The organism is Planobispora longispora, from assembly GCF_016863135.1.
Taxonomy (GTDB): domain Bacteria; phylum Actinomycetota; class Actinomycetes; order Streptosporangiales; family Streptosporangiaceae; genus Planobispora; species Planobispora longispora.
Genome location: NZ_BOOH01000023.1, coordinates 237,110 through 261,635, shown reverse-complemented (window position 1 = coordinate 261,635; position 24,526 = coordinate 237,110). Strand labels below are relative to the sequence as shown.

General features: G+C 72.2%; 25 protein-coding genes. 18 read left to right on the top strand and 7 right to left on the bottom strand.

Annotated features, from left to right (window positions below; translation table 11 throughout):
• Window positions 1-152: 152 nt before the first annotated feature.
• Window positions 153-1,187 (bottom strand): LacI family DNA-binding transcriptional regulator, encoded by a 1,035-nt coding sequence (locus tag Plo01_RS16995; protein ID WP_203891551.1) that lies wholly within the window; start codon window positions 1,185-1,187, stop codon window positions 153-155.
• A 551-nt stretch (window positions 1,188-1,738) separates the two neighbouring features.
• Here Plo01_RS16995 and Plo01_RS16990 point away from each other — a divergent pair.
• From Plo01_RS16990 to moaA, 11 genes are all read left to right on the top strand, one after another.
• Entirely contained in the window at window positions 1,739-2,485 is a 747-nt protein-coding gene (locus Plo01_RS16990) for a hypothetical protein (protein WP_239316494.1), read from the top strand.
• Window positions 2,482-3,405, top strand: a complete 924-nt coding sequence (locus Plo01_RS16985; RefSeq protein WP_239316492.1) for a glycosyltransferase family 2 protein — start codon at window positions 2,482-2,484, stop codon at window positions 3,403-3,405. The genes Plo01_RS16990 and Plo01_RS16985 overlap by 4 nt, the downstream gene beginning before the upstream one ends.
• Window positions 3,402-4,619, top strand: coding sequence for a 2-phospho-L-lactate transferase CofD family protein (locus Plo01_RS16980; protein ID WP_203891550.1), 1,218 nt, complete (start codon window positions 3,402-3,404; stop codon window positions 4,617-4,619). The genes Plo01_RS16985 and Plo01_RS16980 overlap by 4 nt, the downstream gene beginning before the upstream one ends.
• Window positions 4,616-5,359 (top strand): HAD family hydrolase, encoded by a 744-nt coding sequence (locus tag Plo01_RS16975; RefSeq protein WP_203891549.1) that lies wholly within the window; start codon window positions 4,616-4,618, stop codon window positions 5,357-5,359. The genes Plo01_RS16980 and Plo01_RS16975 overlap by 4 nt, the downstream gene beginning before the upstream one ends.
• Window positions 5,352-6,134: an NTP transferase domain-containing protein gene (locus Plo01_RS16970; protein WP_239316490.1), complete on the top strand. Its 783-nt coding sequence runs from the start codon at window positions 5,352-5,354 to the stop codon at window positions 6,132-6,134. The genes Plo01_RS16975 and Plo01_RS16970 overlap by 8 nt, the downstream gene beginning before the upstream one ends.
• Window positions 6,122-7,420 carry a glycosyltransferase family 4 protein gene (locus Plo01_RS16965; RefSeq protein WP_203891548.1) on the top strand — a complete coding sequence of 433 codons (1,299 nt, stop codon included), beginning with the start codon at window positions 6,122-6,124 and terminating at the stop codon, window positions 7,418-7,420. The genes Plo01_RS16970 and Plo01_RS16965 overlap by 13 nt, the downstream gene beginning before the upstream one ends.
• Window positions 7,417-8,706, top strand: coding sequence for a lipopolysaccharide biosynthesis protein (locus Plo01_RS16960; RefSeq protein ID WP_239316488.1), 1,290 nt, complete (start codon window positions 7,417-7,419; stop codon window positions 8,704-8,706). Before Plo01_RS16965 ends, Plo01_RS16960 begins: the two co-directional genes overlap by 4 nt.
• A complete protein-coding gene (locus Plo01_RS16955; protein WP_203891547.1) occupies window positions 8,703-9,968 on the top strand; it encodes a glycosyltransferase family 4 protein in 1,266 nt (421 codons plus the stop codon). The genes Plo01_RS16960 and Plo01_RS16955 overlap by 4 nt, the downstream gene beginning before the upstream one ends.
• A gap of 115 nt (window positions 9,969-10,083) precedes the next feature.
• Complete coding sequence (locus Plo01_RS16950; protein WP_203891546.1) at window positions 10,084-10,539, top strand: acyl-CoA thioesterase; 456 nt, start codon at window positions 10,084-10,086, stop codon at window positions 10,537-10,539.
• Window positions 10,540-10,672: 133 nt separating this feature from the next.
• Window positions 10,673-12,010 (top strand): lanthionine synthetase LanC family protein, encoded by a 1,338-nt coding sequence (locus Plo01_RS16945; RefSeq protein WP_203891545.1) that lies wholly within the window; start codon window positions 10,673-10,675, stop codon window positions 12,008-12,010.
• Between the two features lie 161 nt (window positions 12,011-12,171).
• Window positions 12,172-13,161 (top strand): GTP 3',8-cyclase MoaA, encoded by a 990-nt coding sequence (gene moaA, locus Plo01_RS16940; protein WP_203891544.1) that lies wholly within the window; start codon window positions 12,172-12,174, stop codon window positions 13,159-13,161.
• Window positions 13,162-13,195: 34 nt separating this feature from the next.
• Here moaA and Plo01_RS16935 read toward each other — a convergent pair whose 3' ends face one another.
• Entirely contained in the window at window positions 13,196-13,570 is a 375-nt protein-coding gene (locus Plo01_RS16935) for a helix-turn-helix transcriptional regulator (RefSeq protein WP_203891543.1), read from the bottom strand.
• A gap of 231 nt (window positions 13,571-13,801) precedes the next feature.
• On the opposite strand from Plo01_RS16935, the gene Plo01_RS16930 reads away from it, so the two are divergent.
• The 3 genes from Plo01_RS16930 to Plo01_RS16920 are packed head-to-tail and all read left to right on the top strand — an operon-like array spanning window position 13,802 to window position 15,079.
• Window positions 13,802-14,203, top strand: a complete 402-nt coding sequence (locus tag Plo01_RS16930; RefSeq protein ID WP_203891542.1) for an STAS domain-containing protein — start codon at window positions 13,802-13,804, stop codon at window positions 14,201-14,203.
• Window positions 14,204-14,237: 34 nt separating this feature from the next.
• Window positions 14,238-14,825, top strand: coding sequence for a molybdenum cofactor guanylyltransferase (gene mobA / locus Plo01_RS16925; protein WP_203891541.1), 588 nt, complete (start codon window positions 14,238-14,240; stop codon window positions 14,823-14,825).
• 2 nt (window positions 14,826-14,827) lie between these two features.
• Window positions 14,828-15,079 (top strand): DUF6457 domain-containing protein, encoded by a 252-nt coding sequence (locus tag Plo01_RS16920; protein ID WP_307837386.1) that lies wholly within the window; start codon window positions 14,828-14,830, stop codon window positions 15,077-15,079.
• A 235-nt stretch (window positions 15,080-15,314) separates the two neighbouring features.
• Here Plo01_RS16920 and Plo01_RS16915 read toward each other — a convergent pair whose 3' ends face one another.
• Window positions 15,315-15,626, bottom strand: a complete 312-nt coding sequence (locus tag Plo01_RS16915; protein ID WP_203891539.1) for a DUF3099 domain-containing protein — start codon at window positions 15,624-15,626, stop codon at window positions 15,315-15,317.
• 74 nt (window positions 15,627-15,700) lie between these two features.
• Between Plo01_RS16915 and Plo01_RS16910 the strand changes: the two genes are divergently transcribed.
• Together Plo01_RS16910 and Plo01_RS16905 are read left to right on the top strand one after the other, a co-directional pair.
• Complete coding sequence (locus Plo01_RS16910) at window positions 15,701-15,916, top strand: dodecin (protein ID WP_203891538.1); 216 nt, start codon at window positions 15,701-15,703, stop codon at window positions 15,914-15,916.
• A 78-nt stretch (window positions 15,917-15,994) separates the two neighbouring features.
• Window positions 15,995-17,047 carry a linear amide C-N hydrolase gene (locus tag Plo01_RS16905; protein WP_203891537.1) on the top strand — a complete coding sequence of 351 codons (1,053 nt, stop codon included), beginning with the start codon at window positions 15,995-15,997 and terminating at the stop codon, window positions 17,045-17,047.
• Window positions 17,048-17,066: 19 nt separating this feature from the next.
• Here Plo01_RS16905 and eat read toward each other — a convergent pair whose 3' ends face one another.
• The 3 genes from eat to Plo01_RS16890 all read right to left on the bottom strand — a co-directional run bounded on the left by eat (window position 17,067) and on the right by Plo01_RS16890 (window position 21,705).
• Window positions 17,067-18,515, bottom strand: a complete 1,449-nt coding sequence (eat, locus tag Plo01_RS16900) for an ethanolamine permease (protein WP_239316486.1) — start codon at window positions 18,513-18,515, stop codon at window positions 17,067-17,069.
• A 254-nt stretch (window positions 18,516-18,769) separates the two neighbouring features.
• Window positions 18,770-20,137, bottom strand: a complete 1,368-nt coding sequence (locus tag Plo01_RS16895) for a metallopeptidase TldD-related protein (protein WP_203891536.1) — start codon at window positions 20,135-20,137, stop codon at window positions 18,770-18,772.
• Between the two features lie 68 nt (window positions 20,138-20,205).
• A complete protein-coding gene (locus Plo01_RS16890; RefSeq protein ID WP_203891535.1) occupies window positions 20,206-21,705 on the bottom strand; it encodes a TldD/PmbA family protein in 1,500 nt (499 codons plus the stop codon).
• A 77-nt stretch (window positions 21,706-21,782) separates the two neighbouring features.
• Between Plo01_RS16890 and Plo01_RS16885 the strand changes: the two genes are divergently transcribed.
• Both Plo01_RS16885 and fabI read left to right on the top strand, forming a co-directional pair.
• A complete protein-coding gene (locus tag Plo01_RS16885) occupies window positions 21,783-22,487 on the top strand; it encodes a beta-ketoacyl-ACP reductase (protein ID WP_203891534.1) in 705 nt (234 codons plus the stop codon).
• A 171-nt stretch (window positions 22,488-22,658) separates the two neighbouring features.
• Window positions 22,659-23,423, top strand: a complete 765-nt coding sequence (gene fabI / locus Plo01_RS16880; protein ID WP_203891533.1) for an enoyl-ACP reductase FabI — start codon at window positions 22,659-22,661, stop codon at window positions 23,421-23,423.
• Window positions 23,424-23,508: 85 nt separating this feature from the next.
• On the opposite strand, the gene Plo01_RS16875 is transcribed toward fabI, so the two are convergent.
• Window positions 23,509-24,360: a prolipoprotein diacylglyceryl transferase gene (locus Plo01_RS16875; RefSeq protein WP_203891532.1), complete on the bottom strand. Its 852-nt coding sequence runs from the start codon at window positions 24,358-24,360 to the stop codon at window positions 23,509-23,511.
• Between the last annotated feature and the right edge of the window lie 166 nt (window positions 24,361-24,526).

Sequence of the window (24,526 nt, the reverse complement as noted above, 5' to 3'; positions counted from 1 at the left end):
CGTGTCCGGTCGGAGCGTATGCCGGACGTGTTCCCGTGTGAACCCCGAGGGATCCCGGCGGACGCGTGGTACGGCAGGGCCCCGCGGAGGCGCCGGTCCCCGGGAGGCGCCGGTCCCCGAGGGTTTTCCGGAACGCGGGCGTTCCCGGAAGGTCAGGCGCCGGCCGCCGTGGACAGGGACAGCGGGGCCGGGGCCGTGCTCCCGCGCACCACGAGCTCGGGGCGGTAGAGCAGCTCGGTGCGCGGGCCCTTGGTGCCGCCGATCTCGTCCAGGAGGGCGCTCACCGCGGCGAGGCTCATCTCCCGCACGGGCTGCCGGATCGTGGTGAGGGGCGGGTCGAGGTACGGGGTGAACAGCGAGTCGTCGAAGCCGACCACGGAGATGTCCTGGGGGACGCGGAGCCCGCGCTGGCGGACGGCCCTGATCACGCCGATCGCCATGATGTCGCTGCCGCAGCAGATCGCGGTGCACCCCTGCTCCAGCAGCAGCTGGGCGGCCGCCTGGCCGCCCTCGATCGTGAACAGCGTGTTCACGACCAGTCCGTCGGGCAGGTCGTCGTCGAAGTGGCGGGAGACGCCGCGGCGGAACCCCTCCGTCTTGCGGATCGAGGGGACGAAGCGGTCCTGGCCGACGGCCAGGCCGATGCGCCGGTGGCCCAGCGCGGCCAGGTGGTCGACGGCCATCTCCATCGCCGTCACGTCGTCGTTGGAGATGTACGGGGCCTCGATGTCCGCACGGTAGCCGTTGATCATGACGATCGGCAGCCTGCTCTCGACGAGCCGGACGTAGCGGGTGCGGTCGGACGTGGAGTCGGCGTGCAGGCCGCTGACGAAGATGATTCCGCTCACTCCCCGCTCCATCAGCAACTCGATGTAGTCGTCTTCGCGCATGCCCCCGGGCGCCTGCGTGCAGAGAACGGCGGCGTAGCCGCGCATCGCCAGTGCGCCCTCGACGATTCCGGCGAACGCCGGGAAGACGGGGTTGGAGAGCTCGGGCACGATCAGGCCGACGAGCCCGGCCCGCTGCTGGCGGAGCCGGGCGGGGCGCTCGTAGCCGAGCACGTCGAGGGCGCTGAGAACGGCCTGACGGCTGGCCGGTGAGACGCCCGGTTTGCCGTTCAGAACACGGCTCACGGTTGCCTCGCTGACCCCGGAGTGGGCCGCGATATCAGCGATACGCGTTGTCATGGCCGTCAACTTATCGTGAGCCCGAGCGGGGTCGTCGGGCTCCTCACCTGGTGAGGAGATCGGGACGGGGGTCTCGCGTCGTCGCCCGTCGCGTTCCCGCCACGTCGGCGGAGCGGGCCCGGAGCGGACCCGGAGGCGGGTGGTTCCACATTCCACCTTGACACTTTTTCGCCGTTATCTGTAAGAGTCGCCCGATTTGGGAGAGTCGCCCTCGTTCGGGAGACATCACGGTGGAGTTGCGGAAAGATACATTCCGGCAGCACGGCGGATTGTTGGGTCTTTCTGAAAGTTACTGAAAGCACTATGATCCTTTGCAGCAACTTTCTCGGGGAATGCGGGCGGGACGCGTCTTCGCTCTGCGCTCCCCGTGCCTCACTCATCAGTCGGTCCCTCCTGGGAGAACCCGACGCCGAACACCCCCCGTCTCAGCCTCCCCCGGCGCCTCGCCCGCCGTGCACCGCGAGCGCGACCTCCCCGGGCCCCGGCGGGTCCCACGTGCCGGACCCGAACGGGCGCCGGAGCGCCGGCAACGGAAGAAAGGTGCTGAAGCCATGGCAGTAGAGAGGGGAACTCCGTCTTCCCCTGGACTCCTCGACGGCGGCGCCCCGGTCATCGGGCATCCGCAGCCTCCCCGGGGCGCCGTCCTGAGGTCGGAACGGGCGTGGGCGCGGCACCTGTGGTGGGTCGCCCTGGCCGTCGGCGGCGCCGGAGCGGCGTTCGTCTGGCTGGCCACACCGCACGGCAGGGAGATAGAGGCGGTGTGGGAGCTCGGCGTCAAGCTGGTCGCGTTCGCCTGCCTGTGCGCGGCGATCGCCTTCTTCCCCTGGTCGTCCCCGCGCCTGCACTGGCTGCTGTACGTCCCCTTCGTGTTCTTCACCGGGTACGTCATCCCGCGGATCAGCTACTTCTACTACGGGGACGTCGCACGCGCCGAGGGTGACAGCTTCTACACGCATGTCTACCTGCTGCTCTACCCCGGGATCGTGCTCACCGTCGCGGCCGCCCACCGGCTGGGCGGCGGGACCCCGGGCAACTGCCTGAAGATCGCGGTGAACGGCATCGTCATCGTGTTCTCCGGTTTCCTCGACCTGATGTGGTACCTCGTCAACCCGGTCGAGCTGCCCCCGGTCATCGACGCGCCGCACATTTCGATCTTCACGGGCGGGCCGATCTCCTACGGGGCGACCGTCTTGTTCACTCTGGTCCACGTTCCCCTCATCATCGCTGTGGGAGCGCTCCCAGTAGACCGGTGGATCGATCGCCTGCTCGGCGTCGCACCGTCCGGCGGCCCGCGATGACCACGGGAGGCGAGCACATGCCGCACGTCTCCGCCGCGTCCCGGACGGTCGACGTCTCGGTCGCGGCGCCCGCCTTCAACGAGGCCGAGAACATCGCGGCGTCGGTGGGGGAGTGGCGCGAGTACCTGGAAGGGCACCCGGTGATCGGCGCGTGGGAGATCGTCGTCTGCGACGACGGCAGCACCGACGCCACCCGCGCGATCCTGGAGGAACTGAGCCGGGAGTGCCCCGGGCTCGTCGTGGTGGGCTTCACGCGCAACCGCGGCGCGGGCGCGGCGATCGCCGCCGCGATCGCCGCGACCCGCCTCGACTGGGTCGCGCTGCTCGACTCCGACGGCCAGTTCCCCATCGCCAACCTGGACGGGTTCCTCGACCGCATCCGCCGCGGCGAGGGGACGGCCTTCTCCGGGGCCAGGATCAGGAAGGCGGACGGCCTGCCGTACCGGTGGGGGTCGGCGCTCAGCGGCGCCGTGGGGAACCTGCTCCACGGCACCCGGTACCGCGACTTCAACTCGATCTTCAAGGTGGTGTACGGCCCGCTCTTCCGCGCCCTGCCGCTGGAGTCCGGCGGGATGAACTGCTCGACCGAGATCACCGCCCGGGTCGTCGAGCTCGGACACGACTGGATCGAGGTTCCGATCGAGCACAGGGAGCGCGGCGGCGGCAGCCGGGGATGGCGGTTCTGGCGAGGGGCGCGCGACCGGGCCCTGTTCGTGGGCTACCTCGGATACCGGCACTGGCTGCTCCGCCGGGGCGTGCTGCGGCCCCCCGCGGCGCCCCCCACCGGGTCTCCCGCCGCGTCCCCTGCCGCGTCTCCCGCCGTGCCCCCCACCCGGTCCTCCGCCCGGTCCTCCACCGCGCCCCCCGCCGCGTCCGCCCTCTCCGGCGAGCGCGCCGACCTGCCGCTGGAGGCCCGATGATCGCGCCGTACCTCGACCGGGCCTCGGTGGTCCTGTTCAGCGGCGGGCGGGGCGGGGCCAGCATCGCCCGCGGCCTCCTGGGCGTGCCGGACCTCGACCTGTCCGTGCTGATCAACGGATACGACAACGGGCAGTCCACCGGGGCGCTCCGCCGCTACCTGCCCGGGATGCTCGGCCCCTCCGACTTCCGCAAGAACCTCCTGCTGCACCTCCACGGAGGCGACCCGCGCCAGGAGGCGCTGAAGGGCGTGCTCGACCACCGGCTGCCCGCACGGGCCACCCGCAAGGATCTCGACCGCCTCGCGGACGGGCTGGCCCGCGGGACGGCGTACGGGATGCTGCCACCGCGCACGAGGGCCGCGGTGGCGCGCGACCTCTCCGTCCTGACGGAGGCGCTCGACGACCGGCCCGGACTCGAACTCGGGGACTGCGCGCTCGGCAACCTCGTGTTCGCGGGCGCCTACCTGCGGCTGGGCCGCGACTTCAACGCCGCGATCCGCTCCTGCGCCGAGGCGTTCGAGTCGCCGGCGCGGCTCGTCAACGTGACGGGCGGCGAGAACGCCTTCCTCGTGGCGCTCAAACAGGACGGCCGGCTCCTGGCGGACGAGGCCGACATCGTCGCCCCGCAGGACGCGGTGGCCATCTCCGACCTGTTCCTCCTCGACAGGCCGGTCACCCCGCGGCGGCGGGCCGTACTGGAAGCGCTCCCCGACGAGCACCGGCGGCGCGTCCTGGCCCGCGGCGGCGCCGAGATCTCCCTCAATCCCGAGGCCGGGGACGCCGTCGCGCACGCCGACCTGATCGTGTACGGGCCCGGCACGCCGCACTCGTCGCTGCTGCCCAGCTACCTCACCCCCGGGATCGCCGACGCGATCGCCGTCAGCCGCGCCGCCGCCAAGGTGTTCGTGGTCAACATCGAGGACGACCACGACGTCCAGGGACTCGACGCCCGCGCCCTGGTGAACCGGACCCTGCGCTACCTCGGCGATCCCCGCAACGAGCGGCGCATGGTCACCCACGTCCTCTGCCACGCCGGGTCCGCGGGGACGGGGTCCGCCGCGCCGGAGGGTCCCGCCGGGAGCGCCGGGACGGGGCCGCGATGGGTCACGGCCGACCTGGAGGACCCGCGGCGGCCCGGCGTGCACTCCGGGACCCGCACGGTGGCCGCACTGGCCCGCATCGTCGGCGAGACCTCCCTGCTGGGGACCGGATGAGCGCGACCGCACGCCGCACGGCCGCGGCGCTCGCCGGGCGGCGTGCCTGGCTGTGCGATCTGGACGGCACGCTCGTCGACTCCGCCCCCGCCCACGAGGCCGCCTTCCGCGCCGCGCTCGCCGAGATCTCGCCGGAGGCGCTCGGCTCCTTCGACTACGGCGCCCACATGGGGGCGAGCACCCGGCAGGTGGTGGAGGACCTGGGCGTGCCGCCGGCCCTCGTCGAGCGGGTGGCCGGGCGCAAACAGCACCTGTACCGCGCGTACGTCAGGGACGGGGCCGTGGCGGTCCTGCCCGGCGCGCACCGGCTGCTGACGCTCCTGGCCGACCGGGGGTGCGCGGCCTACCTCGTCACCGGCGGGAGCCGCGACTCGGTCACCCGGGTCCTGGCGGCCTCCGCGTTGACCGGGTACTTCCGCGGCGTGCTGACCGCCGACGACGTGCCGTGCAGCAAGCCCGATCCGGGCTTCTACCGGCGGGCGTGCCAGATCTGGTCCGTCGATCCCGCCGACGCCGTCGCGCTGGAGGACTCCGCCCACGGGGTGGCCTCCGCCGTCGGCGCGGGACTGCTCACGCTCCAGGTGCACGGGGACGTCCCGGTGGCCGGGGCGGTGCGGGTGCGGGATCTGGACGAGGTCGTGTCCCTTCTCGGCACGCAGCCTGGCACGCAGCTTGACATACAGCCCGGCACGCAGTCCGGCACGGAGACTCTCGGCATGGAGGCGAACCCCATTGGGTGACGAACGTGTCTGCGCGGTGATCCCCGCGGCGGGACAGGGGTCCAGGCTCGGCCTCGGCATCCCGAAGATCATGCTGGAGATAGCCGAGGGCGTCACGGTCTGGGACCTGCTGCGCCGTCGCCTCACGCCGTGGGCGGAGCACATCCACGTGGTGCTCTCCCCGGAGGGGGAGGCCCCCTTCCGGCGGCTGGCCGCCGAGGCGATCGAGCGGGCAGAGGTCTCCGTCAGCGTCCAGGCCGAGCCGACGGGCATGGGCGACGCCGTCTTCGGGGCCGCGGTGCCGTACTGGGCGGGCCACGACGCGATCCTGGTCGTCTGGGGCGACCAGGCGAACCTGTCGTCACGGACGGTCGGCGAGGTGGTGCGGGCCCATCGTGAAAGCGTGTCCGGGGGAGAGCCGGGACTGGTCCTCCCGCTGGTCCCGCTGCCCGACCCCTACGTCCAGTACGACTACGACGCGGCCTCCTCGACCCTGCTGCGGGTGCGCATGTCCAGGGAGGGGGACGAGTGCGACCCCGGAGGACTCAGCGACGTCGGCGTCTTCTGCCTCAGCGCGGAGGGGCTGCCGCGGGCCTGGACCCGCTACCTGGCCGAGGCCCGCCTCGGGTCGGTCACCGGGGAGGTCAACTTCCTGCCGTTCCTGCCGTACCTGTCGCGGGAGCACGGCTGGCGGACCACGGTGGTGCCGGTCGCCGACCCCACCGAGGCCCTGGGCATCAACACCCCCGCCGATCTGGAGTTCACCCGGAGGGCGTATTCGCGATGCGCGAGCTGACCCCCGATCCCGGGCCGCTCCGCCGGGTTCACATCGTCTGCTCGGAGATCCCCCCGGACGTCGTGGGCGGGCTCGGCCGCTACGCCGAGCGCATGATGGCGGCCCTGAGCCGCGGCGGGGTCCCCGTCACGGTGTACGGCACGGCCCGCAAGGGCCGCTCACCCCGGATCGAACGTCGGGGCGACGTCACACTGCACCGGCTGACGACGGCGAGCAGCGACCACGCCAGGGACTCGCGCACGCCGAGCGTGCTCCGGCGGGCGGCCAGGATCGCCGGGCTGCTCGCCTTCAACGCGCGCGTCGCGGGCCGCGTCCTGCGCGCCGAGGCGGGGCGGTCCCGGGCCGGGCGGGCCGGAACGGTCGTCGCCGTGCACGACTGGATGGGAGCCCCGGCCGGCATCGTGTGCCGGCTGCTGGGCCGCCTTCCGGTGGTCTTCCACGTGCACACCCGCGAGCTCAACGCCGACCCGGAGGCCGCCCGGTCCGGGAGGCGCTCCCTGCACGCGGCCTGTCTCGACGCGCTGGAGACGGCGCAGGCCCGCCTGGCCGATCTGATCATCGTGCCGAGCGTGAGCGTCCGCGACGATCTCGCGGCCCGCGGCTGGCCGAAGGAGCGGCTCCGGGTCCTGCCGCACGGTTTCGAGGAGCCGGAGCTGCTGCGGCTGGCCGCGCTGCCCGATGACGAGCGCGCGCGCGTCGCCTCGCGGGTGCGCGGCCGCTACCTGCCGGGCGGCGAGGGCCGGCTGGTCGTCTTCGCCGGCCGCCTGTCCGCGCACAAGGGCGTGCAGACCCTGATCCGGGCGGTGCCGGACCTGGTGAAGCGGTACGGCGACCTGCGGGTCGTGATCATCGGCGCCCAGCTGCCGCAGACCGACGACAACGCGGTCGTCGCGCGGCTGATCGGCGAGGTCGGCGCCGGCGAGCACGTGGCGGCCGACTACCGGTTCCTCGACTCGGCCGAGCTGTTCGCGCACTTCCTCGCCGCCGACGTGTGCGTCTTCCCGTCCGTGTACGAGCCGTTCGGGCTGGTCGCGGTGGAGGCCATGGCGCTGGCCCGGCCGGTGCTCGTCGGCCCGGGCTACTCTCCCGAGGTCGTGGGGGACGGGGCGGTGCGGTGCGCGCACGACCGTCCCGAGGAGTTGGCCGACGCCCTGTCGCGCTGCCTCGACGACCCGGCGGGGGCCGCGCGGATCGCCGCCCGCGGCGCCGCGTACGTGCGGGAGCGCTACAGCTGGTCCCGTACGGCCGAGCGGACGCTGGCCGCCTACGCCGAGGCGGCGCGGTGACCTTCCGCATCGGCAGGCGTCACCGGGCCGGCGCGGCCCCGGAGCGCCGCTGGGCCGTCGCGGCCCCGATGGCGGTCAACGCGATCGCCAGCGGGATCTCCGCCTCGACCACGCTGCTGGTGGCCTGGGGGGTCAGCGCCGCCGAGTTCGGGCGCTTCACCCTGGTCCTGTCGATCGCGCTGATCGTCACCGTCGGCATGGTGATGAGCCTGCACTTCGTCATGTACCAGGAGCTCCCGCGGTCCCGGCCCGAGGAGCACCGGGCTCTGATCACCACGGCGCTGCTGTCCACCCTCGTGCTGGGCGCCGTCCTGGCTCTGGCGGGGCTGCTGGCCGCCCCCGTCCTGACCGCGGTTCTGGGCGTGGATCTGCGCACCCTCTGCCTCGCGCTGGCCCTCTCCCTGGCGATGGCGGTGAACTACCTCACCGAGAGCTTCCTGAGGGGCCTGCGGAGGTACGCCCTCACCTCCGGGCTGAAGGTCGCCGTCGCCCTCGTCTACCTGGGCGGCTCGGCCTACTTCCTGCTCGTGCTCGGCGTCGAGGACGTCGACTGGTACCTGCTGGCGCTGATCGGCACGAACCTGCTGTTCGCCCTCGTCTCGGCGGTCGGCTACCGGATCGACCCGCGCCTGTGGTCGCGCGCGCTGGCCCGCTCGCTGTACCGGCACGGCGCCTACCTCACCGCTCTCGGCGCCCTCACCGCCGTGCTGTTCGGCGTGGACGTGATCTTCCTCAACCACTGGGCGGAGCCCGCCGAGGTGGGGGTCTACTCGATCTACAACAACTTCCCCAAGCGCCTCCTGGGGGTGGTGCTCGCCGACGGCATCGGCCTGGTGCTGCTCCCGACCCTGGCCGTCATGGACACCTCCACGGCGCTGCGCCGCATCGGGAGGCTGTCCCCGGCCGTCTTCGCGGCGACGGCCGTGCTGTCGTTCACGGCGAGCGCGGTGTTCTTCCTCCTGCTGCGGGACGAGTATCCGTACTCCTTCGGCCTCATGGCCCTGTCGGCCCTGGGCATCGGCGCCCACACGGTCTTCAACGTCTACTCGGCGGCGCTGTCGATGGACGGGGTGCGGGGCGCCAAGGTGCTCATCACCGCCCTGTCCGCCGCGGCGGCGCCCGTCCTCGCCTGCCAGGTCGTCCTCATCGCCTGGCAGGGCCTGGTCGGCGGGCTGGTGGCGTTCATCCTGTCCAATCTCGTTCTCGCCGCGGCCGTGGTCGTCGTCTCCGCCCGCGCGTACCGGGCGGGGGCGCCGAGCACCCGCCATCCGGAGGTCAGCCGATGAGGATCGCCCACATCATCACCCAGTTCCCGCCGAACATCACCGCGGGACTGGGCCGCTACATCGCCGAGATCGCCCCGCGGATGGCCGAGGGGCACCGCCTGAGCGTCTTCACGCTCAACGACGGCCGCCTGCCGGTCTCCGAACGCGCCGGGGGCATCGCCGTCCACCGTCCCCGGAACCGGCTGTTCGGCGCGATCAGCCGCCGGCGGCGGCTCAACCGCACCCGCAGGCTCGACTTCGCCCTGCTCACGCTGAACGTCGTGGTCAGCAACTGGCGGTATTTCCTGCGGCTGTTCTCCGCCGGCCGGAGCGGGCGTCCCGACCTGGTGGCGGTGCACGACTCCACCAACTTCCTGTCCGGCCTGCTCTGCCACCACCTGCTGCGGCTCCCCGTCGTCTTCCACGTGCACACCACCGAGTACGGCGTCGACCGCCGCAACGGCACCGCGGGGGCGAAGGGACTGCTCGCCGTCGTGGAGCGGTGGCTGGCACGGGTCGCCCGCCGGGTCGTGGTCCCCACCCCGGAGGTGCGCGACCGGCTCGCCGCCGCCGGCTGGGACCGTTCGTCGATCGAGGTGGTCTGCCTGGGCGGCACGTTCGAGCGGCTGCTCGCCGGAGGCGGGCCGGACGGGGAGGCGCTGCGGGAGCGGGCCGGCGGCCTGCGCGCCCGGCTGGGCATCGGAGCCGGTGACCCGGTCCTGCTGTTCGTCGGCAGGATCGAACGGCAGAAGGGGATCTACCCGCTGCTGGAGGCCATGCCGCGGATCGTCGCCGGGGCGCCCGGGCTGCGCCTGGTGATCGTCGGCGAGGGCGACGAGGACGGTGTACGGCGGATCGCCGCCGGGGCGGGGCTGTCCGGGCACGTCCGCACCTCCGGAGGGTGGGTCGGCGGCGAGGAACTGCTGGACTACTACGAGATGGCCGACGCCTGCGTCTTCCCCTCGCTCTTCGAGCCGTTCGGCCTGGTGGCGACCGAGGCGATGGCCATGGGGAAGCCGACGATCCTCGGCCACGGCTTCTCCCGGATCTTCCTGGGCGACCCGGCCCGCCCGGCGGTGCGCTTCGTCCGCGGGGACGATCCGGACGACATCGCCGGGACTGTGATCGAGCTCATGTCGGACCCGGCGGCGCGGGAGTCGCTCGCGGCCGAGGGGGAGCGGTTCGTCCGGAAACAGCTGAACTGGGACCGGACCGTCGAGGAGACGCTGGCCGTCTACCGGAGCGTCCTGGACGAGGACCGTACGGGAGCCCGCCGCAGGTAGTCCGACGCCGCCCGCGGTATGGACTTCCGCCCCGGAAAGGCTTTTCCTTGGTGGCGGCGATCAGGGCGATCACGGTGATCACGTCGATCACCAGGAACTCGGAACAGGAACCCGAATGGCGGACGGAACAACGGCGACGCCGGCTCCCGGTGATGTGTACGCGCAGCGCTTCACGCCGCGTTTCTACGAGATCGACGGCCAGGGCGTCATGTTCAACATGTGGTATCTGGCGTACGTGGACGAGGCGGTGGACGGCTTCTTCGCCCATCGCGGCGTGTCGTACTCCCGCTGGAAGGAGCTGGGCATCGACGTGCACATCGCGCACGTCGACATCGACTGGAAGTCGCCCATCCGGGGCGAGGACCGCCCCGAGGTCCTGATCAGCACGGCGCGGATCGGCAAGAAGAGCTTCACGCTGGACTTCGCCTTCCGCCGCGACGGTGAGCTGACCGCCACCGGCTCCGCGGTGTACGTCGCGTTCGCCCCCGACGGTTCGGGGACGGTGCCGGTTCCGGACCGGCTGATCGAGGCGCTCGGCCCTGTCCTCCCTCTCGACGGCGGTGCGCCGTGAAGGCGCGCGCCGGCGCGGGCCCCGTTCGGGTCGCCGGCGGGGCTCGACAGGCGGGCGACGCGGCGGGACCTTGTGAGGAGGAGGGTTCCCAGAAAACCCTATTTACCTACTAATTGTGTGGGATACTTCGGGCATGGGTCTGGACTGGATTCGCGCGTCGAGCGAGCGCGCCGAGACGCCCCTGACCGCTGCCGTCGCGGCGGGCCGCTGGATTCGATCGGCGGCCGTCGACGACGGGCGCGGGCGGCACTGGCGGGCCAATCCCGACCCCCGGGGCAGGTCGGCCGTGACCGCGGAGCCCGCCTCGCTCTACTCCGGGGCGGCGGGCATCGTGCTGTTCTTCCTGGAGCTCGCCGCGGCGACCGGCCATGAGGCGTACCTGGAGGACGCCCGCGCGGGGGCCCGCTACCTCGCCGCGACCTGGCGGGATCAGGCGGACCCGTCCCTCTACCACGGCCTGGCCGGCACGGTCGTCGCGCTCACCGAGGCGGGGTGGGCGCTGGGCGAGGAGAGATTCGAGGCGGAGGCCCTGGCGGCCGCCGACCGGATCGTCCGCGCCGTGCGCCCGGTCGGCGGCGGCCTCGGCTGGTCCGCGGACCCCGCGCAGCGCGGTGACGGCGGCATCGTGCTCGTGCTGCTGCGGGCCGCCGCCGCATTCGGCGTGCCCGTCTACGAGCAGGTGGCGCTGGAGGCCGGCGAGCGCATCGCCGGGCTGGCCGTGCCCGGCCACCGCTTCGGCGACTGCCCCGATCTGCCCGCCGACGCGGTCACCCCGGGCTTCCTGTCCGGCACGGCGGGCACCGCCCTGCTGCTGGCGCGCCTGCACGGGGTCACCGGCGAGCGGCGCTTCCTGGACGCCGCGCGCCGGGGGGCCGGCTTCGTCCGCGAGGTCAGCGTCGTCACCGGCGGGTGCGCGGTCGTCCCGCATCACGTCCCGCAGGCCAGGAGCCTGCACTATCTGGGCTTCTGCTCGGGCTCGGCCGGGGTGGCGCGGATGTTCTACGAGCTGTACCGGGCCGCGGGGGACCCGGGCGACCTGGACTGGGCCGAGCGGATGGCGCACGGCATCGTGCGCTCCGGCGTCCCGCAGCGGAGCGCGCCCGGGCTGTGGAACACGGCCTGCCAGTGCTGCGGCACCGCCGGGCTGCTGGAGCTGTTCGTCGGGCTGTGGGCGGCGACCGGGCGGGAGCGGTATCTGGAGTTCGCCGGCACCCTCGCCGGGAGCCTCATCGGCCACGCGACCGACCCCGACGGCCGGGGCATGCGCTGGTACCAGGCCTACCGCCGGCTCCGCCCGGGCGAGGTCTCGGCCGACACCGGCTACATGGTCGGCGCGGCCGGCGTCGGCGCCGCGCTGCTGCACCTGGACGCCGCCATGCAGCCGGACCGGGCGCGGCGGGTGATCCTGCTGCCGGACAACCCCTTCCCGGCCATCCCGGTGCCGGCCGCCGCGCTCGGCCGTCCGGAGTAGGCGGCGCTCCCGAGTGGGGAGACCCGGATTCGGATGATCCTCCGAGGAATCATCCGCCGGGGACGGCTGTTGTCAGCGGATGGAACGTATGTTTGGGCAAGACAGGGAGGCGGCCTTAGGCTGGCTCCCTGTTCGGCCGTGATGGATGGAGGGGACGCCTCGTGTTGCAGGACTCGTTCGGGCGGGTGGCGACCGATCTGCGGGTGTCCCTCACGGACCGGTGCAATCTGCGCTGTTCATATTGCATGCCCCCGGAGGGCCTCGACTGGCTGCCCAAGCCGGACCTGCTGACCGCCGAGGAGATCGTCCGGCTGGTGGCCATCGGGGTGGAGCGCCTGGGCATCACCGAGGTCCGCTACACCGGCGGCGAGCCGCTGCTCCGCCGGGAGCTGGTGGAGATCGTGGCCCGTACGGTCGCCCTCACGCCCACGCCGCAGGTCTCGCTGACCACCAACGGCATCGGGCTGGCCCGGCTGGCCGCCCCGCTCGCCGAGGCCGGACTGCACCGTGTCAACGTCTCGCTCGACACCCTCGACCGCGAGACGTTCGTCAAGCTCGCCCACCGCGACCGGCTGGCGGACGTCCTGGCCGGCCTGGCCGCGGCCGAGGCCGCCGGGCTCCGGCCGGTCAAGGTCAACGCGGTGCTCATGCGCGGGATCAACGAGCACGAGGCCGCCCCGCTGCTCCGCTACTGCCTGGAGCGGGGATACGAGCTCCGCTTCATCGAGCAGATGCCCCTGGACGCGCAGCACGGCTGGCGCCGGGAGAACATGATCACCGCCGACGAGATCCTCGCGATGCTGAAGGAGTCCTTCGACCTCACCGAGGACGACCCGGTCGAGCGCGGCAGCGCCCCCGCCGAGCTGTTCCTCGTCGACGGCGGCCCGGCCCGGGTCGGCGTGATCGGCTCGGTGACCCGGCCGTTCTGCGGCGCCTGTGACCGGGTGCGGCTCACCGCCGACGGCCAGATCCGCAACTGCCTGTTCGCCACCGAGGAGTCCGATCTGCGGGCGGCGATGCGCTCGGGAGCCTCCGACGACGAGCTCGCCGAGCGCTGGACGGCGGCGGTCCGGACGAAGAAGGCCGGGCACGGCATCGACGACCCCGCGTTCCTGCAGCCGGCCCGCCCGATGTCCGCCATCGGCGGCTGATCGCGGATCCCTCCGGTCCGGCGAGCGCCGGCGGTCAGGGGTGTTCCCGTCGGCCCCGCTGGGCGTGATCCTGCCCGGCGCCGTCCGGATCGGCCGAGGGCGTGTTCTCCCGGTGGGTGAAGATGTCGAGCAGGCTCTCGATGCGGACCCCGGCCTCGGCCGGATGCCGGAACCGCCGGGTGGGGTCGATGCTGTAGTGGTTGCGCCGTCCCACCCGGGTGCGGGTGAGATAACCGGCCTCCTCCAGATCGGAGACGATCGCCTGCGCGGCCCGTTCGGTGATCCCGATGCCGGCGGCCACGTCGCGCAGCCGTGCCCGCGGGTCCCGGGCGACCATCAGCAGCACCCGCGCGTGGTTGGTGAGGAACGTCCAGCGGGTGTGCGGCCGGTTGGCGCCAGAGCTGTCCATGATCTCACCCTAGAAGTCCGTGGCCGCCGGTTCATCCCGAGAGCCGAAACGCGTGGATGTTCGTGTCTCCGGAAATCTTTCACGAAGAGTATTTCAGGTATTGTTGTTCGGGGTTACCGTTGGGAGGGTGGTGACCCGGCCTCTACGACAAGGGAGCAGGGGTGACAGGGACGCCATGACCACTGTCTTTCACGCCGTTCCGCTGCCGAGGTCTCCCGGGGAGTGACGCCGGTGGACAGAGAGATGGAGCTCCCCGGCAACCGGTCGTTCGAGTCCGGTGACTCCACCCCCGGGGAACTGGTGCTCTACCAGGACCAGCGCCTCCGGATCGCCCGGTGCGGCGGGTTCGCCGGCTGCACGCTGAAGATCAGCGGGCAGGTCGACGCCGTCAACAGCGCCGCGCTGTCCCGGATCCTGGCCGAGGAGGGCCGGGAATGCGACGGCCTGGTCATCGACATCGGCCAGGTGACCTTCATCGACGTCTCCGGATTGCGCGTCCTGGCGGCCTCCCGGCACGCGCCGCCGTGCCGGGCGCACCTGCACGGCATGCCGTCCCACGTGGAGCGCCTGCTGACGATGGTGGGCCGGGCCCAGGCGATCCCCGGGGAGGCGTCTCCCGAACCCCTGCCGTGAGCGGGCGCGCCTCCCCTCGGTTAGCCTCGGGTCCATGAACGGCTACGACGCGCTGGTCCTCGCCGGCGGCCGGGCGTCCCGGCTCGGCGGGAGGGACAAGCCCGGCGTGGTGGTCGGCGGGCTGCCGATGATCGAGAGGGTCGCGGCGGCCGTGGCGGACGCCGCGCGTCTCATCGTGGTGGGCCCCCCGCGCCCCGGGCTCGGCCGGGCGGTCTTCCGGCGGGAGGATCCGCCGGGCGGCGGGCCGATCCCGGCGCTGCGGGCCGGGATCGCGGAGGTCACCGCACCGTGGGTGGCGCTGCTCGCCGCCGATCTGCCGCTCCTGACGGCCGAACACGTCTCGGCGCTGCTCGGCGCGGCGGGCGCGGGTCGTACGGACCTCATGCCCGGCGAGCGCGGCGGGCCGGGCGGCGCGGTGCTCGTGGACGACGAGGGGCGGCTGCAGTGGCTGGCCGGGGCCTGGCGCACGGCGGCGCTCGCCGAGGCGCTCGCCGGCTACGAGGGACAGTCGTTGCGCGGCCTGCTCGCCCCGCTGGACCCGGTCCCGCTCCGCCTCGCCGGAGAACCGTGGTTCGATTGCGACACGCTTGACGATCTGGAGCATGTGAGGAGCGGGAGTTGAACGTGCTGGCGGAGTGGACCGCGCTGGTCTGCGAGGAACTGGGCGTCGATCCGGAGAAGATCGACCGTGACATGCTGCTCGACCTGACGAAGGAGGTCGCGCACGGCGTGGCCCGCCCGGCCGCGCCGCTGACGGCCTACCTGCTGGGCCTGGCCCAGGGGGCGGGGACGGCTCCGCCCGACGCGGTGGAGCGGCTGGTCCGGATGGCCGGGAACTGGGAGCGGGCGACCACCGAGACGATGGGCGACGCGTGACGGCGGTAAGGGATTTAACACCGGCAGGTAAATCCGGGGGAGGCCGGTAGGTCAACCTCACGGAGAAAAGGAAGAGAAAAGGGCGACGCCGGGTGGTTACGGGGGCAAACCACCCGGCGCCGCTTCATCGGCGTTCCGACGGGGGCCCGGAACGCCGGCACCAGTGCCCCGACGGGGGACCAGGGCACTTGGCTAAAGCGTACACCTCCAACCCCTGAGATGCGTCAAGACTTAGTCACGACCCGATCTCGCGTCGGTGCCGTGGAATCTCGTTCTGTCCCGATCCGGTCATGTCGGGGTCGGCCGGAGGGGTGGGCCGCGGGGCGTTGGCTCCGATCACGGCAACGTACGGCAAAAAGATGGCGCCGGCGAAGAGAAGGATCTTCACGGGCAGGGGGGCGGGCACGGTGAAGGCGAGGACCAGGCAGATCAGCCTGATCCCCATTTTGATCAGGTAGTTCCTCTCCCGGCGGCCGATGTCCTCGCTCAGCGAGGGCCGGGCGTCGGTGACCTGATGGACCTCCGGGCTCCTGTGCCATCCCCTCACGCTTTCCACCGTAGACCTCGGATTGATCGGGCGCGAGCGGTCATATGATCATGGCTTTCGGGTAAGGGAGGAAGGTGACGGATCGAACGTATCGGGTGACAGAGATTGTCGGCACGTCGGGGGAGGGCCTCGAAGCGGCCATCCGCAACGGCATCCGGCGTGCCTCCCAGACCCTGCGCCATCTCGACTGGTTCGAGGTGACGGAGGTCCGCGGCCACATCGTCGACGGCGAGATAGCCCACTTCCAGGTCGGACTGAAGGTCGGCTTCCGGCTGGAGGACGACTCCTGACCCGGACCGGCGCGCCGTCCGGCCGGTAGACGATCTCCGGTCTGTACGGCGCGCCGCCCGGACGGCAGACTGTGCCGCATGGGTGGTTATCGCCGGAATGTATGGGCCGTGCCGGTGACGGTGGCCGCGCTGCTGGCCGGAGGTTGCTCCTCACCCGGAGCGCGTGAGGCCGCTCCGGCGCGGAGCGCGCCGGCCGGGAGTCCCGCGCCGGAGCGGCAGGCGCTCACGCAGAGCGCCGCCGACATCCGCCGGACGATCGAGAGCATGCGCCGCCTGGACGACCTCCCGCTGTACGAGATGACCTTCCACGGCTCCTACGACCCGGAGGCTCCGGTCACCGAGGAGTCGCTGGCCGCCCCGGCCGGCGACTGGGCGTGCTCTCTGTTCTTCCTGCCCGCGACCGGGCCGGGCGACCGGCCCCTGTTCGGCCGGAACTTCGACTGGGACCCCCACCCGGCGATGGCCGTGCACGCCGACCCGCCCGGCGGCTACGCCTCGGTCTCCATGGTGGACCTGTTCTACGTGCTCGGCAGCGCGGCCCCGCCCGACCCGGCCGACCCCCGGACCCGCCGCCGGATGGCCCACGCCGTGCTCACACCCTTCGACGGGGTCAACGAGAAGGGGCTGGCCGTCGGGATGGCGCAGACCCCCGACGGGAAGCTTCCGGCGGAGGCGGCCGACCGGCCGGACGTCGGAAGCGTGCGGATCATCCGGCTGATGCTCGACCGGGCCGCCACCGTGGACGAGGCGCTGGACGTCATGCGCCGCTACGACGTCCGGTTCGGCCCCGACCCGCAGCTCCACTACCTGATCGCCGACGCCACCGGGAGGTCGGCCGTCGTCGAGTACGCCGACGGCCGGATGAACGTCATCGAGGACCGCGTGCTGACCAACTTCACCATGACCGGCACCGAGAAGGCGGAGCGCACGGCCGAGACCCGCTACGGCAAGCTCGACGCGGGGCTCCCCAAGGCGCGGACCTGGCAGGACGGGATGAACCTGCTCCAGCGGGTGGCCCAGGGGCACACCCGCTGGTCGGCCGTCTACGACCTGTCCGACGGCACCGCCCGGGTGGTGACGGGCAAGCGCTGGGAGCGGGTGCACACCATCCCGCTCGCCGGGAAGGGCTGACGCGGTCGAGGCCGCCCGCTCAGGAGAGCTCGGACTCCGCCCGCGCGATCGCCTCGAACTCCTCCTCGGGCGCGTCGGCCACCAGCCGGTGGCGGCTGTAGAACCAGAAGTAGAGCAGCGCGACGACGAAGACCCCGGCCGTGATGAGCGCGGCGGTCACGTCCACCAGGAAGGTCGCCACCACCGCCGCGAGCGCCAGCACCAGCGCCACGCCGGTGGTCACGACGCCGCCGGGAGTCCGGTAGGGCCGCTCCATGTCCGGCTCGCGCCTGCGCAGCACGATGTGCGAGACCATCATCAGCACGTACGAGACGGTCGCGCCGAACACCGCGACCTGGATCATCAGGTTCCCGGCCTGGGTGAACGCGGCGAGCAGGAAGCCGATGGTGCCGGGCACGATCAGCGCGAGGTACGGCGTGTGCCGCCGGTTGGTCACCGAGAGCCAGCGGGGCAGGTAGCCCGCCCGGGACAGGGCGAACAGCTGCCGGGAGTAGGCGTAGATGATGGAGAAGAAGCTCGCGATCAGACCGGCCAGGCCGACGTAGTTGACGAAGTCGGCCAGGAATGTGTCGCCGCCGTAGGCCAGCCGGAGCGACTCCGGGAGCGGGTTGTCCGAATCCGCGATCGCCCGCGAGCCCGCGCCGCCCGGGGCGGTGAGCAGGATCAGCGTGGCGGTGACCAGCAGGACCATCATGCCGGCGATGATCCCCTTGGGCAGGTCCCTCCGCGGGTCCCGCGCCTCCTCCGCGGCCAGCGGCACCCCCTCGATCGCGAGGAAGAACCAGATCGCGTAGACCAGCGCGCTCCAGACCCCGAAGATCCCGAAGGGCAGGAAGGAACTGGCGCCGAACGCCCCGGTGGCCGGGATGTCGAGGAGCTTGCCCGCGTCGAACTGCGGGATCATCCCGACGACGAAGGCGATCAGGGCCACCATCGCGATGCCGGTGATCACGAACATCACCCTGAGCGCCTCGCCGACGCCCCACAGGTGGAAGCCGACGAACACGGCGTAGGCCGCGAGGAACACGGGCCATCCGCTGGCGAGCCCGAACAGGCCCAGCGCCTCCACGTAACCGCCGATGAAGACCGCGATGGCGGCCGGGGCGACGGCGTACTCGATCAGGATCGCCATTCCGGTGGCGAACCCGCCCAGCGGGCCGAGGGCGCGCCGCGCGAAGCCGTACCCCGCCCCGGTGACCGGGATGCTGGAGGACATCTCGGCGAGCCCGAACACCATGCAGGTGTACATGATCGCCATCAGGATCGTGGCGATGAGCAGGCCGCCCCAGCCGCCCTCGGCGAGGCCGAAGTTCCAGCCCGCGAAGTCGCCGGAGATGACGTAGGCGACGCCGAGGCCGGCCAGCAGCACCCATCCGGCCGCGCCCCGCTGGAGTTGCCGTCTGGCCAGATAGTCGGTGGACACCCGCTCGTAGTCGGCTCCGTGGACATGCCGTCTGTTCTCGGCCACGCTGTTACCTCCGGGCGTTGTCCGGCCAATGGTCTGAGGCCGGACCATAAGCACTTGGCCGTGATATTTCGCTCCGTCCCAGGTCCCGTCAACCCCGGGGGATGTGACGATCAGGTAACCGAATGCGAACGCGCCTCGCATGCGAACGGCCCGCGCCTTCCCCGGCACGGGCCGTTCCCGTACGGCGGGCCGCCGGGACGTCCGCGACGCCCCGGCGGCCGGTCGTCAGCCCACCCGGCCGACCGCCGGCGCCGTCAGCTCGCCTGGCTGACCGTCGACATGTTGAAGTCCGGCACCCGCAGGGCGGGCATGACCGTGCGGGTGAAGTAGTCGTTCCACTCGCGGGGGAGCGTCTGCTCGCTCGCCCCGACCTCGGCGATGCGGCCGAGCAGGTCGACCGGGCTCTCGTTGAAGCGGAAGTTGTTGACCTCCCCGACGACCTCGCCGTTCTCCACCAGGTAGACGCCGTCCCGGGTCAGGCCGGTCAGCAGCAGGGTCTGCGGATCGACCTCGCGGATGTACCACAGGCAGGTGAGCAGCAGGCCCCGCTCGGTGGAGGCGATCATCTCCTCCAGCGACCTGCCGCCGTCCGGCCCCTCCAGGATCAGGTTGTCGATCGCCGGGGTCACGGGCATCGCCGTCAGCTCGGCCGAGTGCCGGGTCTGGAGCAGGCGCGCCAGCGTGCCCTCGGCGATCCAGTCGGTGGAGGACAGCCGCATGCCGTTGTCGAACACCGAGCTCTGCCGGCTGGAGGCGTGCGCGACCACGAACGGCGTCGTCTCGATGCCGGGATGGGCCGGGTCGCTGTAGAGCCGGAGCGGGACGGGGGAGAGGACCTCCCCGACGCGGGTGCCGCCGCCGGGCTTGGAGAAGACCGTACGGCCGTCCAGGGCGTCCCGGGCGCCGGCCGTCCAGTACGTGTAGATCATCAGGTCGGCCACCGCGGACGGCGGGAGCAGCGTCTCGTAGCGGCCCGCGGGCAGGTCGATCCGGTTCTTGGCCCACTCCAGCCGCCGGGCCAGCGAGGCGTCCAGCGCCGTCACGTCCACATCCGTGAAGTCGCGCGTGGCCACGCCGGTCCACGCCGAGCGCTTCATGTCGGGGGACTTGGCGTTGAGCTCCAGGCGGCCGGTGGGCTGGGTGTGCCGGAGCCGGGCCCCGGCGGAGGTGCCCACGAAGGTCGTGGTGACGATGTGCTCGGCGAAGCCGTACAGCTTGCGCCCGCCCGCCTCGGCGGCGGCGAAGGCCTCGCCCAGCGCGGGGGCGAAGGAGCCGAAGACGCCGATCGCGGTGGGCTCGGCCGGGGCGTCCCAGTCGGCGGAGACCGCCCCGTCGACCAGCGGGCGAGCGTCCTCGGACGGCTGCGCGTCCTCGGCCGCGCGGTCGGCCGCGGCCACCACGTCGGCCAGCTGGTCGGGGCGGACCGCGGCCCGCGAGACCACGCCCACGCTCCGCCCGGCGATCGAGATCACCGTCAGCTGGGAGGACCGGGTGACGCCGTTGGTGGTCAGGGTGTTGCCCGCGAAACGCAGGTTGGCGCTGGACGTCTCGTCCACGATGACGATGGTGTCGTCGGCCGTCGAGAGCGCCAGGGCCTTCTCGACCATCTCCTGAGGACTCATTCCACTTCCCGCCTGGAGGCTCGTCGCGGCATCCGCCGGAGTGCCGTGCTCGTCGGTTCGCTCGCTCACTACTTCCCACCCTCCTGAACGGTGTTGAGGACGCGGACGCCGCGGAAGAGCGCCGACGGGCAGCCGTGGCTGACCGGGGCGACCTGGCCGGGCTGGCCCTTGCCGCAGTTGAACGCGCCGCCCAGCACGTAGGTCCGGGGGCCGCCGACGGCTTCCATCGAGCGCCAGAAGTCGGTCGTGGTCGCCTGGTAGGCGACGTCGCGCAGCTGCCCGGCCAGGCGGCCGTTCTCGATGCGGTAGAACCGCTGGCCGGTGAACTGGAAGTTGTAGCGCTGCATGTCGATGGACCAGCTCTTGTCGCCCACGATGTAGACGCCGCGCTCCACGCCGGAGATGAGCCCCTCGGTGGAGGGGCCGTCGGGGGCGGGCCGGAGCGAGACGTTGGCCATGCGCTGGATCGGCATGTGCCCGGGGGAGTCGGCGAAGGCGCAGCCGTTGGACGCGCCCAGGCCCTTCATCAGGGCCATGCGCCGGTCGAGCTGGTAGCCGGTCAGGATGCCGCCGGAGACGATGTCGAACTCCCGGGTGGCCACGCCCTCGTCGTCGTAGCCGATGGTGGCCAGGCCGTGCTCGACCGTGCGGTCGCCGGTCACGTTCATCGCCGGCGAGCCGTACACCAGGCTGCCCAGCTGGTCGAAGGTGGCGAAGCTGGTCCCGGCGTAGGCCGCCTCGTAGCCGAGGGCGCGGTCCAGCTCGGTGGCGTGCCCGATCGACTCGTGGATCGTCAGCCAGAGGTTGGACGGGTCGACGACCAGATCGTAGACGCCCGCCTCGACGGAGGGGGCCTTGAGCTTCTCCGCCAGCAGCTCGGGCAGGGTCGCGAGCTCGGCGGGGAAGTCCCAGCCGGTGCCGGTGAGGTATTCGTACCCGCGGCCGACCGGCGGGGCGATCGTGCGCATCGAGTCGTAGAGCCCGACCTCCACCCGCATGACCTCCAGCTCCGGGTGCAGGCGCACCCGCTGCTGGGTGGTGGAGGTGCCGGCCGTGTCGGCGTAGAACTTCTGCTCCTTGACCTGCATCAGCGAGGCCTGGACGTGGTCCACGCGCGGGTCCTTCAGCAGGCCCGCCGACCAGTCGGCCAGCAGCGCGACCTTGTCGGGCAGCGGCACGTCGAACGGGTCGACCTCGTAGGACGACACCCAGGTGACGTCGGAGTGGACCGGCTCGGGCGCGAGCTCGATGCGCTCGCGGTTGACCGCCGCGGAGACGACGGCGACCTCCACGGCCTGCTCGGCCACGCGCGCGGCCGCCTCGGGGGTGAGCTCGATGCCGGCGGCGAAGCCCCAGGTGCCGTCCTTGACGACCCGTACGGCGTAGCCGAGGTCGTCGGCGTCGATGGAGCCCTCCAGCCTGGCGTCCGACAGACGCAGGGTCTCGGCGCGGACGCGCTCCAGCCGGAAATCGGCATGCTCGGCACCGAGGTCTCGGGCACGCTGCAGGGCCGCGTCCGCCATCCGCCTCATGGGCAGGGCGAGGAAGTCGGAATCGATCTGGCGCATGTCAACGATCCTAACCCTGTGATCTTGTCCCTCACGGACAAGACGTGTACCGCCGGGTAGCCGATAGCGTCGGCTCCATGTCCCGTTCTGTTCTCGTAACCGGCGGCAATCGCGGCATCGGCCTCGCGATCGCCCGCGAACTCGCCCAGGCCGGTGACGCCGTCGCCGTGACCTACCGATCCGGCGAGCCCCCCGAGGGCCTGTTCGGCGTGCGCTGCGATGTGACCAGCACGGCCGACGTCGACGCCGCGTTCGAAAAGGTCGAGGCCGAGCACGGCCCGGTCGAGGTGCTCGTGGCCAACGCCGGCATCACCAAGGACACGCTGCTGCCGATGATGAAGGAGGAGACCTTCACCGACGTCATCGACGCCAACCTGACCGGCGCCTACCGGGTGGCCAAGCGCGCCACGCGCGGCATGCTGCGGCTCAAGCGCGGCCGGATCGTGCTCATCTCCTCGGTGGTGGCGATGCTCGGCTCGGCCGGGCAGACCAACTACGCCGCCTCCAAGGCCGGCATGATCGGCTTCGCCCGCTCGGCGGCCCGCGAGCTGGGCTCGCGCGGCATCACCGTGAACGTCGTCGCCCCCGGTTTCGTGGAGACGGACATGACGGCCGCGCTGGACGAGGCCTACCAGGAGCAGATCCGCAAGAACATCCCGCTGGGCCGGCAGGCCGCCCCCGAGGAGATCGCGAAGGTGGTCGCGTTCGTGGCGGGCCCGGACGCCGCCTACATCACCGGCGCCGTGATCCCGGTGGACGGCGGCCTGGGCATGGGGCACTGAGCGTCCCGGCGGGAACCCGTCCCGCCGCCGCGAGGAAGGCGGCGGGACCATGAGGACGACGTCGTGACGTCGTGACGTCATGAGGAAGGCGGCGGCCGTGTCCCGGCCGTCCCACACGCAAGACCGCACCGGGGAGGCGGTTCCCCCGGCGGACACACTCCAGGGAGCATGATGGGAATTCTCGAAGGCAAGCGACTCCTGGTCACCGGTGTCCTGACCGACGCCTCGATCGCCTTCTCGGTGGCCAAGCTGGCCCAGGAGGAGGGCGCCACGGTCGTGCTGACCGGCTACGGCCGGCTCAGCCTGGTCGAGCGCATCGCCAAGCGGCTCCCCGAGCCGCCTCCGGTGATCGAACTGGACGTGCAGGACACCGCCCACCTGGACTCGCTGGCCGACCGGGTCGGCGAGCACCTGGACGGCCTCGACGGCGTGGTGCACTCCATCGGCTTCGCCCCGCAGAGCTGCCTCGGCGGCAACTTCCTGAACACGCCGTGGGAGGACGTCGCCACCGCCCTGCACATCTCGACCTACTCGTTCAAGTCGCTGGCCGTCGCCTGCCTGCCCCTGATGAAGGAGGGCGGCGCGGTCGTCGGCCTCGACTTCGACGCGACCAAGGCCTGGCCGGTCTACGACTGGATGGGCGTGGCCAAGGCGGGCCTGGAGTCCTGCGCCCGCTATCTGGCCCGCGATCTCGGCAAGCACGGCATCCGGGTGAACCTGGTGGCGGCCGGCCCGCTGCGCACGATGGCGGCCAAGAGCATCCCCGGCTTCCAGGAGTTCGAGGACAGCTGGCCGGAGAAGGCGCCGCTCGGCTGGGACCTGGCCGACACCGTGCCCGCGGCCAAGGCCTGCCTCGCGCTGATGTCGGACTGGTTCCCGGCCACGACCGGGGAGATCGTGCACGTCGACGGCGGTGTGCACGCCATCGGCGCCTGACGCCCGGGCGGCCCGGGCGCTCCGGGCCGCCGTCCCGTACGGCGCCCGTTCCGTACGGTTCATTCCGTACGGCGCCGGCCTGCCGCTACGCCGTGCGGTGCCGGCCCACCCGGACCGGTTCGAGCGGGATCGACTCCTCGGTGCCCCGTTTGGCGTACATCATGCGCACGGCGAGGATCGCCGCCACCAGCAGGGTGGTGGTGAGGGCGGTGCCCAGCGGGTCGGACCGGCGGGTCGCCGTGACGGTCTGCCTGCCCGGCAGCCGCCGCTGGACCTCCTCCAGGAGCGGCCCCGGCCAGAGCGGGTCCAGCCGGGGCGCCTCGATGTCGACCACGGCCGGCTCGGGGATCACCGGGTCGCTGACCTCCGTGGTGTGCATCCGGGTCTCCGGCCGGTGCGGAGGTTCGGAGGGCGGGGCCGCCACCGGGTTCTCGTCCTCCTCCGAACCGCTCCGCCCGGCGTCTTTCCCGGGGTCGGCGCTCCGGGAGGGACGGGGCGAGGCGGACGGCCGCGGCTTCTGGGCCGCCGGCGCCTCCTCGGCGCCGCACTCGGGCGAGGCGACCAGGGGGAGGCAGGTGCTGAGGACCGTGGGCAGCAGGCCCTTCTTCCGGGACTCCTCGGTGGCGGTGGAACGGGGCGAGGACGTCGCGGAGGGGGCCGCGGTGGCGCTCGGCTTCTTGGTGGGGACGGCCTCGCCGACGCCTCCCAGCGTCGTGTCCGCGGCGTCGTCCACGCTCTCCGTCACCGGGCTCAGGGAATCGGAGGTCAGCTCGTCCACGGCGTCGGTGACGGTGTCCACGGCCTTGCAGACCTCGCTGGTGATCCCGCCCAGCAGCCCGTTCCCCTGCCGGCAGTCGTCCAGCTGGGCCGCGCCCGCGGCCCCCGCAGCGGGGACGCCTCCCCCCAGGGCCAGTGCCAGCGCGCCGGCTGAGATCACAGATCGCACCTTTCCCCCTCCGCACATCAATGACGGAACCGCGCCGCTACCCGGCTGACCCCTCCTGTCACCTGAATGACAGTTTTGTGTGAAGGCCAGGCTTTTCCACAGAAAGTTGCGATTCGGTATCGACTAGTGACACGTGAGAAAAATTCTTATTCCTTCT

What these genes read in the sequence shown, in the direction of transcription:
- Plo01_RS16995 (WP_203891551.1), bottom strand. Translation starts at nt 1,187, where the DNA reads ATGACAACGCGTATCGCTGATATCGCGGCCCACTCCGGGGTCAGCGAG.
- Plo01_RS16990 (WP_239316494.1), top strand. Translation starts at nt 1,739, where the DNA reads ATGGCAGTAGAGAGGGGAACTCCGTCTTCCCCTGGACTCCTCGACGGC.
- Plo01_RS16985 (WP_239316492.1), top strand. Translation starts at nt 2,482, where the DNA reads ATGACCACGGGAGGCGAGCACATGCCGCACGTCTCCGCCGCGTCCCGG.
- Plo01_RS16980 (WP_203891550.1), top strand. Translation starts at nt 3,402, where the DNA reads ATGATCGCGCCGTACCTCGACCGGGCCTCGGTGGTCCTGTTCAGCGGC.
- Plo01_RS16975 (WP_203891549.1), top strand. Translation starts at nt 4,616, where the DNA reads ATGAGCGCGACCGCACGCCGCACGGCCGCGGCGCTCGCCGGGCGGCGT.
- Plo01_RS16965 (WP_203891548.1), top strand. Translation starts at nt 6,122, where the DNA reads ATGCGCGAGCTGACCCCCGATCCCGGGCCGCTCCGCCGGGTTCACATC.
- Plo01_RS16955 (WP_203891547.1), top strand. Translation starts at nt 8,703, where the DNA reads ATGAGGATCGCCCACATCATCACCCAGTTCCCGCCGAACATCACCGCG.
- Plo01_RS16950 (WP_203891546.1), top strand. Translation starts at nt 10,084, where the DNA reads ATGGCGGACGGAACAACGGCGACGCCGGCTCCCGGTGATGTGTACGCG.
- Plo01_RS16945 (WP_203891545.1), top strand. Translation starts at nt 10,673, where the DNA reads ATGGGTCTGGACTGGATTCGCGCGTCGAGCGAGCGCGCCGAGACGCCC.
- Plo01_RS16935 (WP_203891543.1), bottom strand. Translation starts at nt 13,570, where the DNA reads ATGGACAGCTCTGGCGCCAACCGGCCGCACACCCGCTGGACGTTCCTC.
- mobA (WP_203891541.1), top strand. Translation starts at nt 14,238, where the DNA reads ATGAACGGCTACGACGCGCTGGTCCTCGCCGGCGGCCGGGCGTCCCGG.
- Plo01_RS16905 (WP_203891537.1), top strand. Translation starts at nt 15,995, where the DNA reads ATGGGTGGTTATCGCCGGAATGTATGGGCCGTGCCGGTGACGGTGGCC.
- Plo01_RS16895 (WP_203891536.1), bottom strand. Translation starts at nt 20,137, where the DNA reads ATGAGTCCTCAGGAGATGGTCGAGAAGGCCCTGGCGCTCTCGACGGCC.
- Plo01_RS16890 (WP_203891535.1), bottom strand. Translation starts at nt 21,705, where the DNA reads ATGCGCCAGATCGATTCCGACTTCCTCGCCCTGCCCATGAGGCGGATG.
- Plo01_RS16885 (WP_203891534.1), top strand. Translation starts at nt 21,783, where the DNA reads ATGTCCCGTTCTGTTCTCGTAACCGGCGGCAATCGCGGCATCGGCCTC.
- fabI (WP_203891533.1), top strand. Translation starts at nt 22,659, where the DNA reads ATGGGAATTCTCGAAGGCAAGCGACTCCTGGTCACCGGTGTCCTGACC.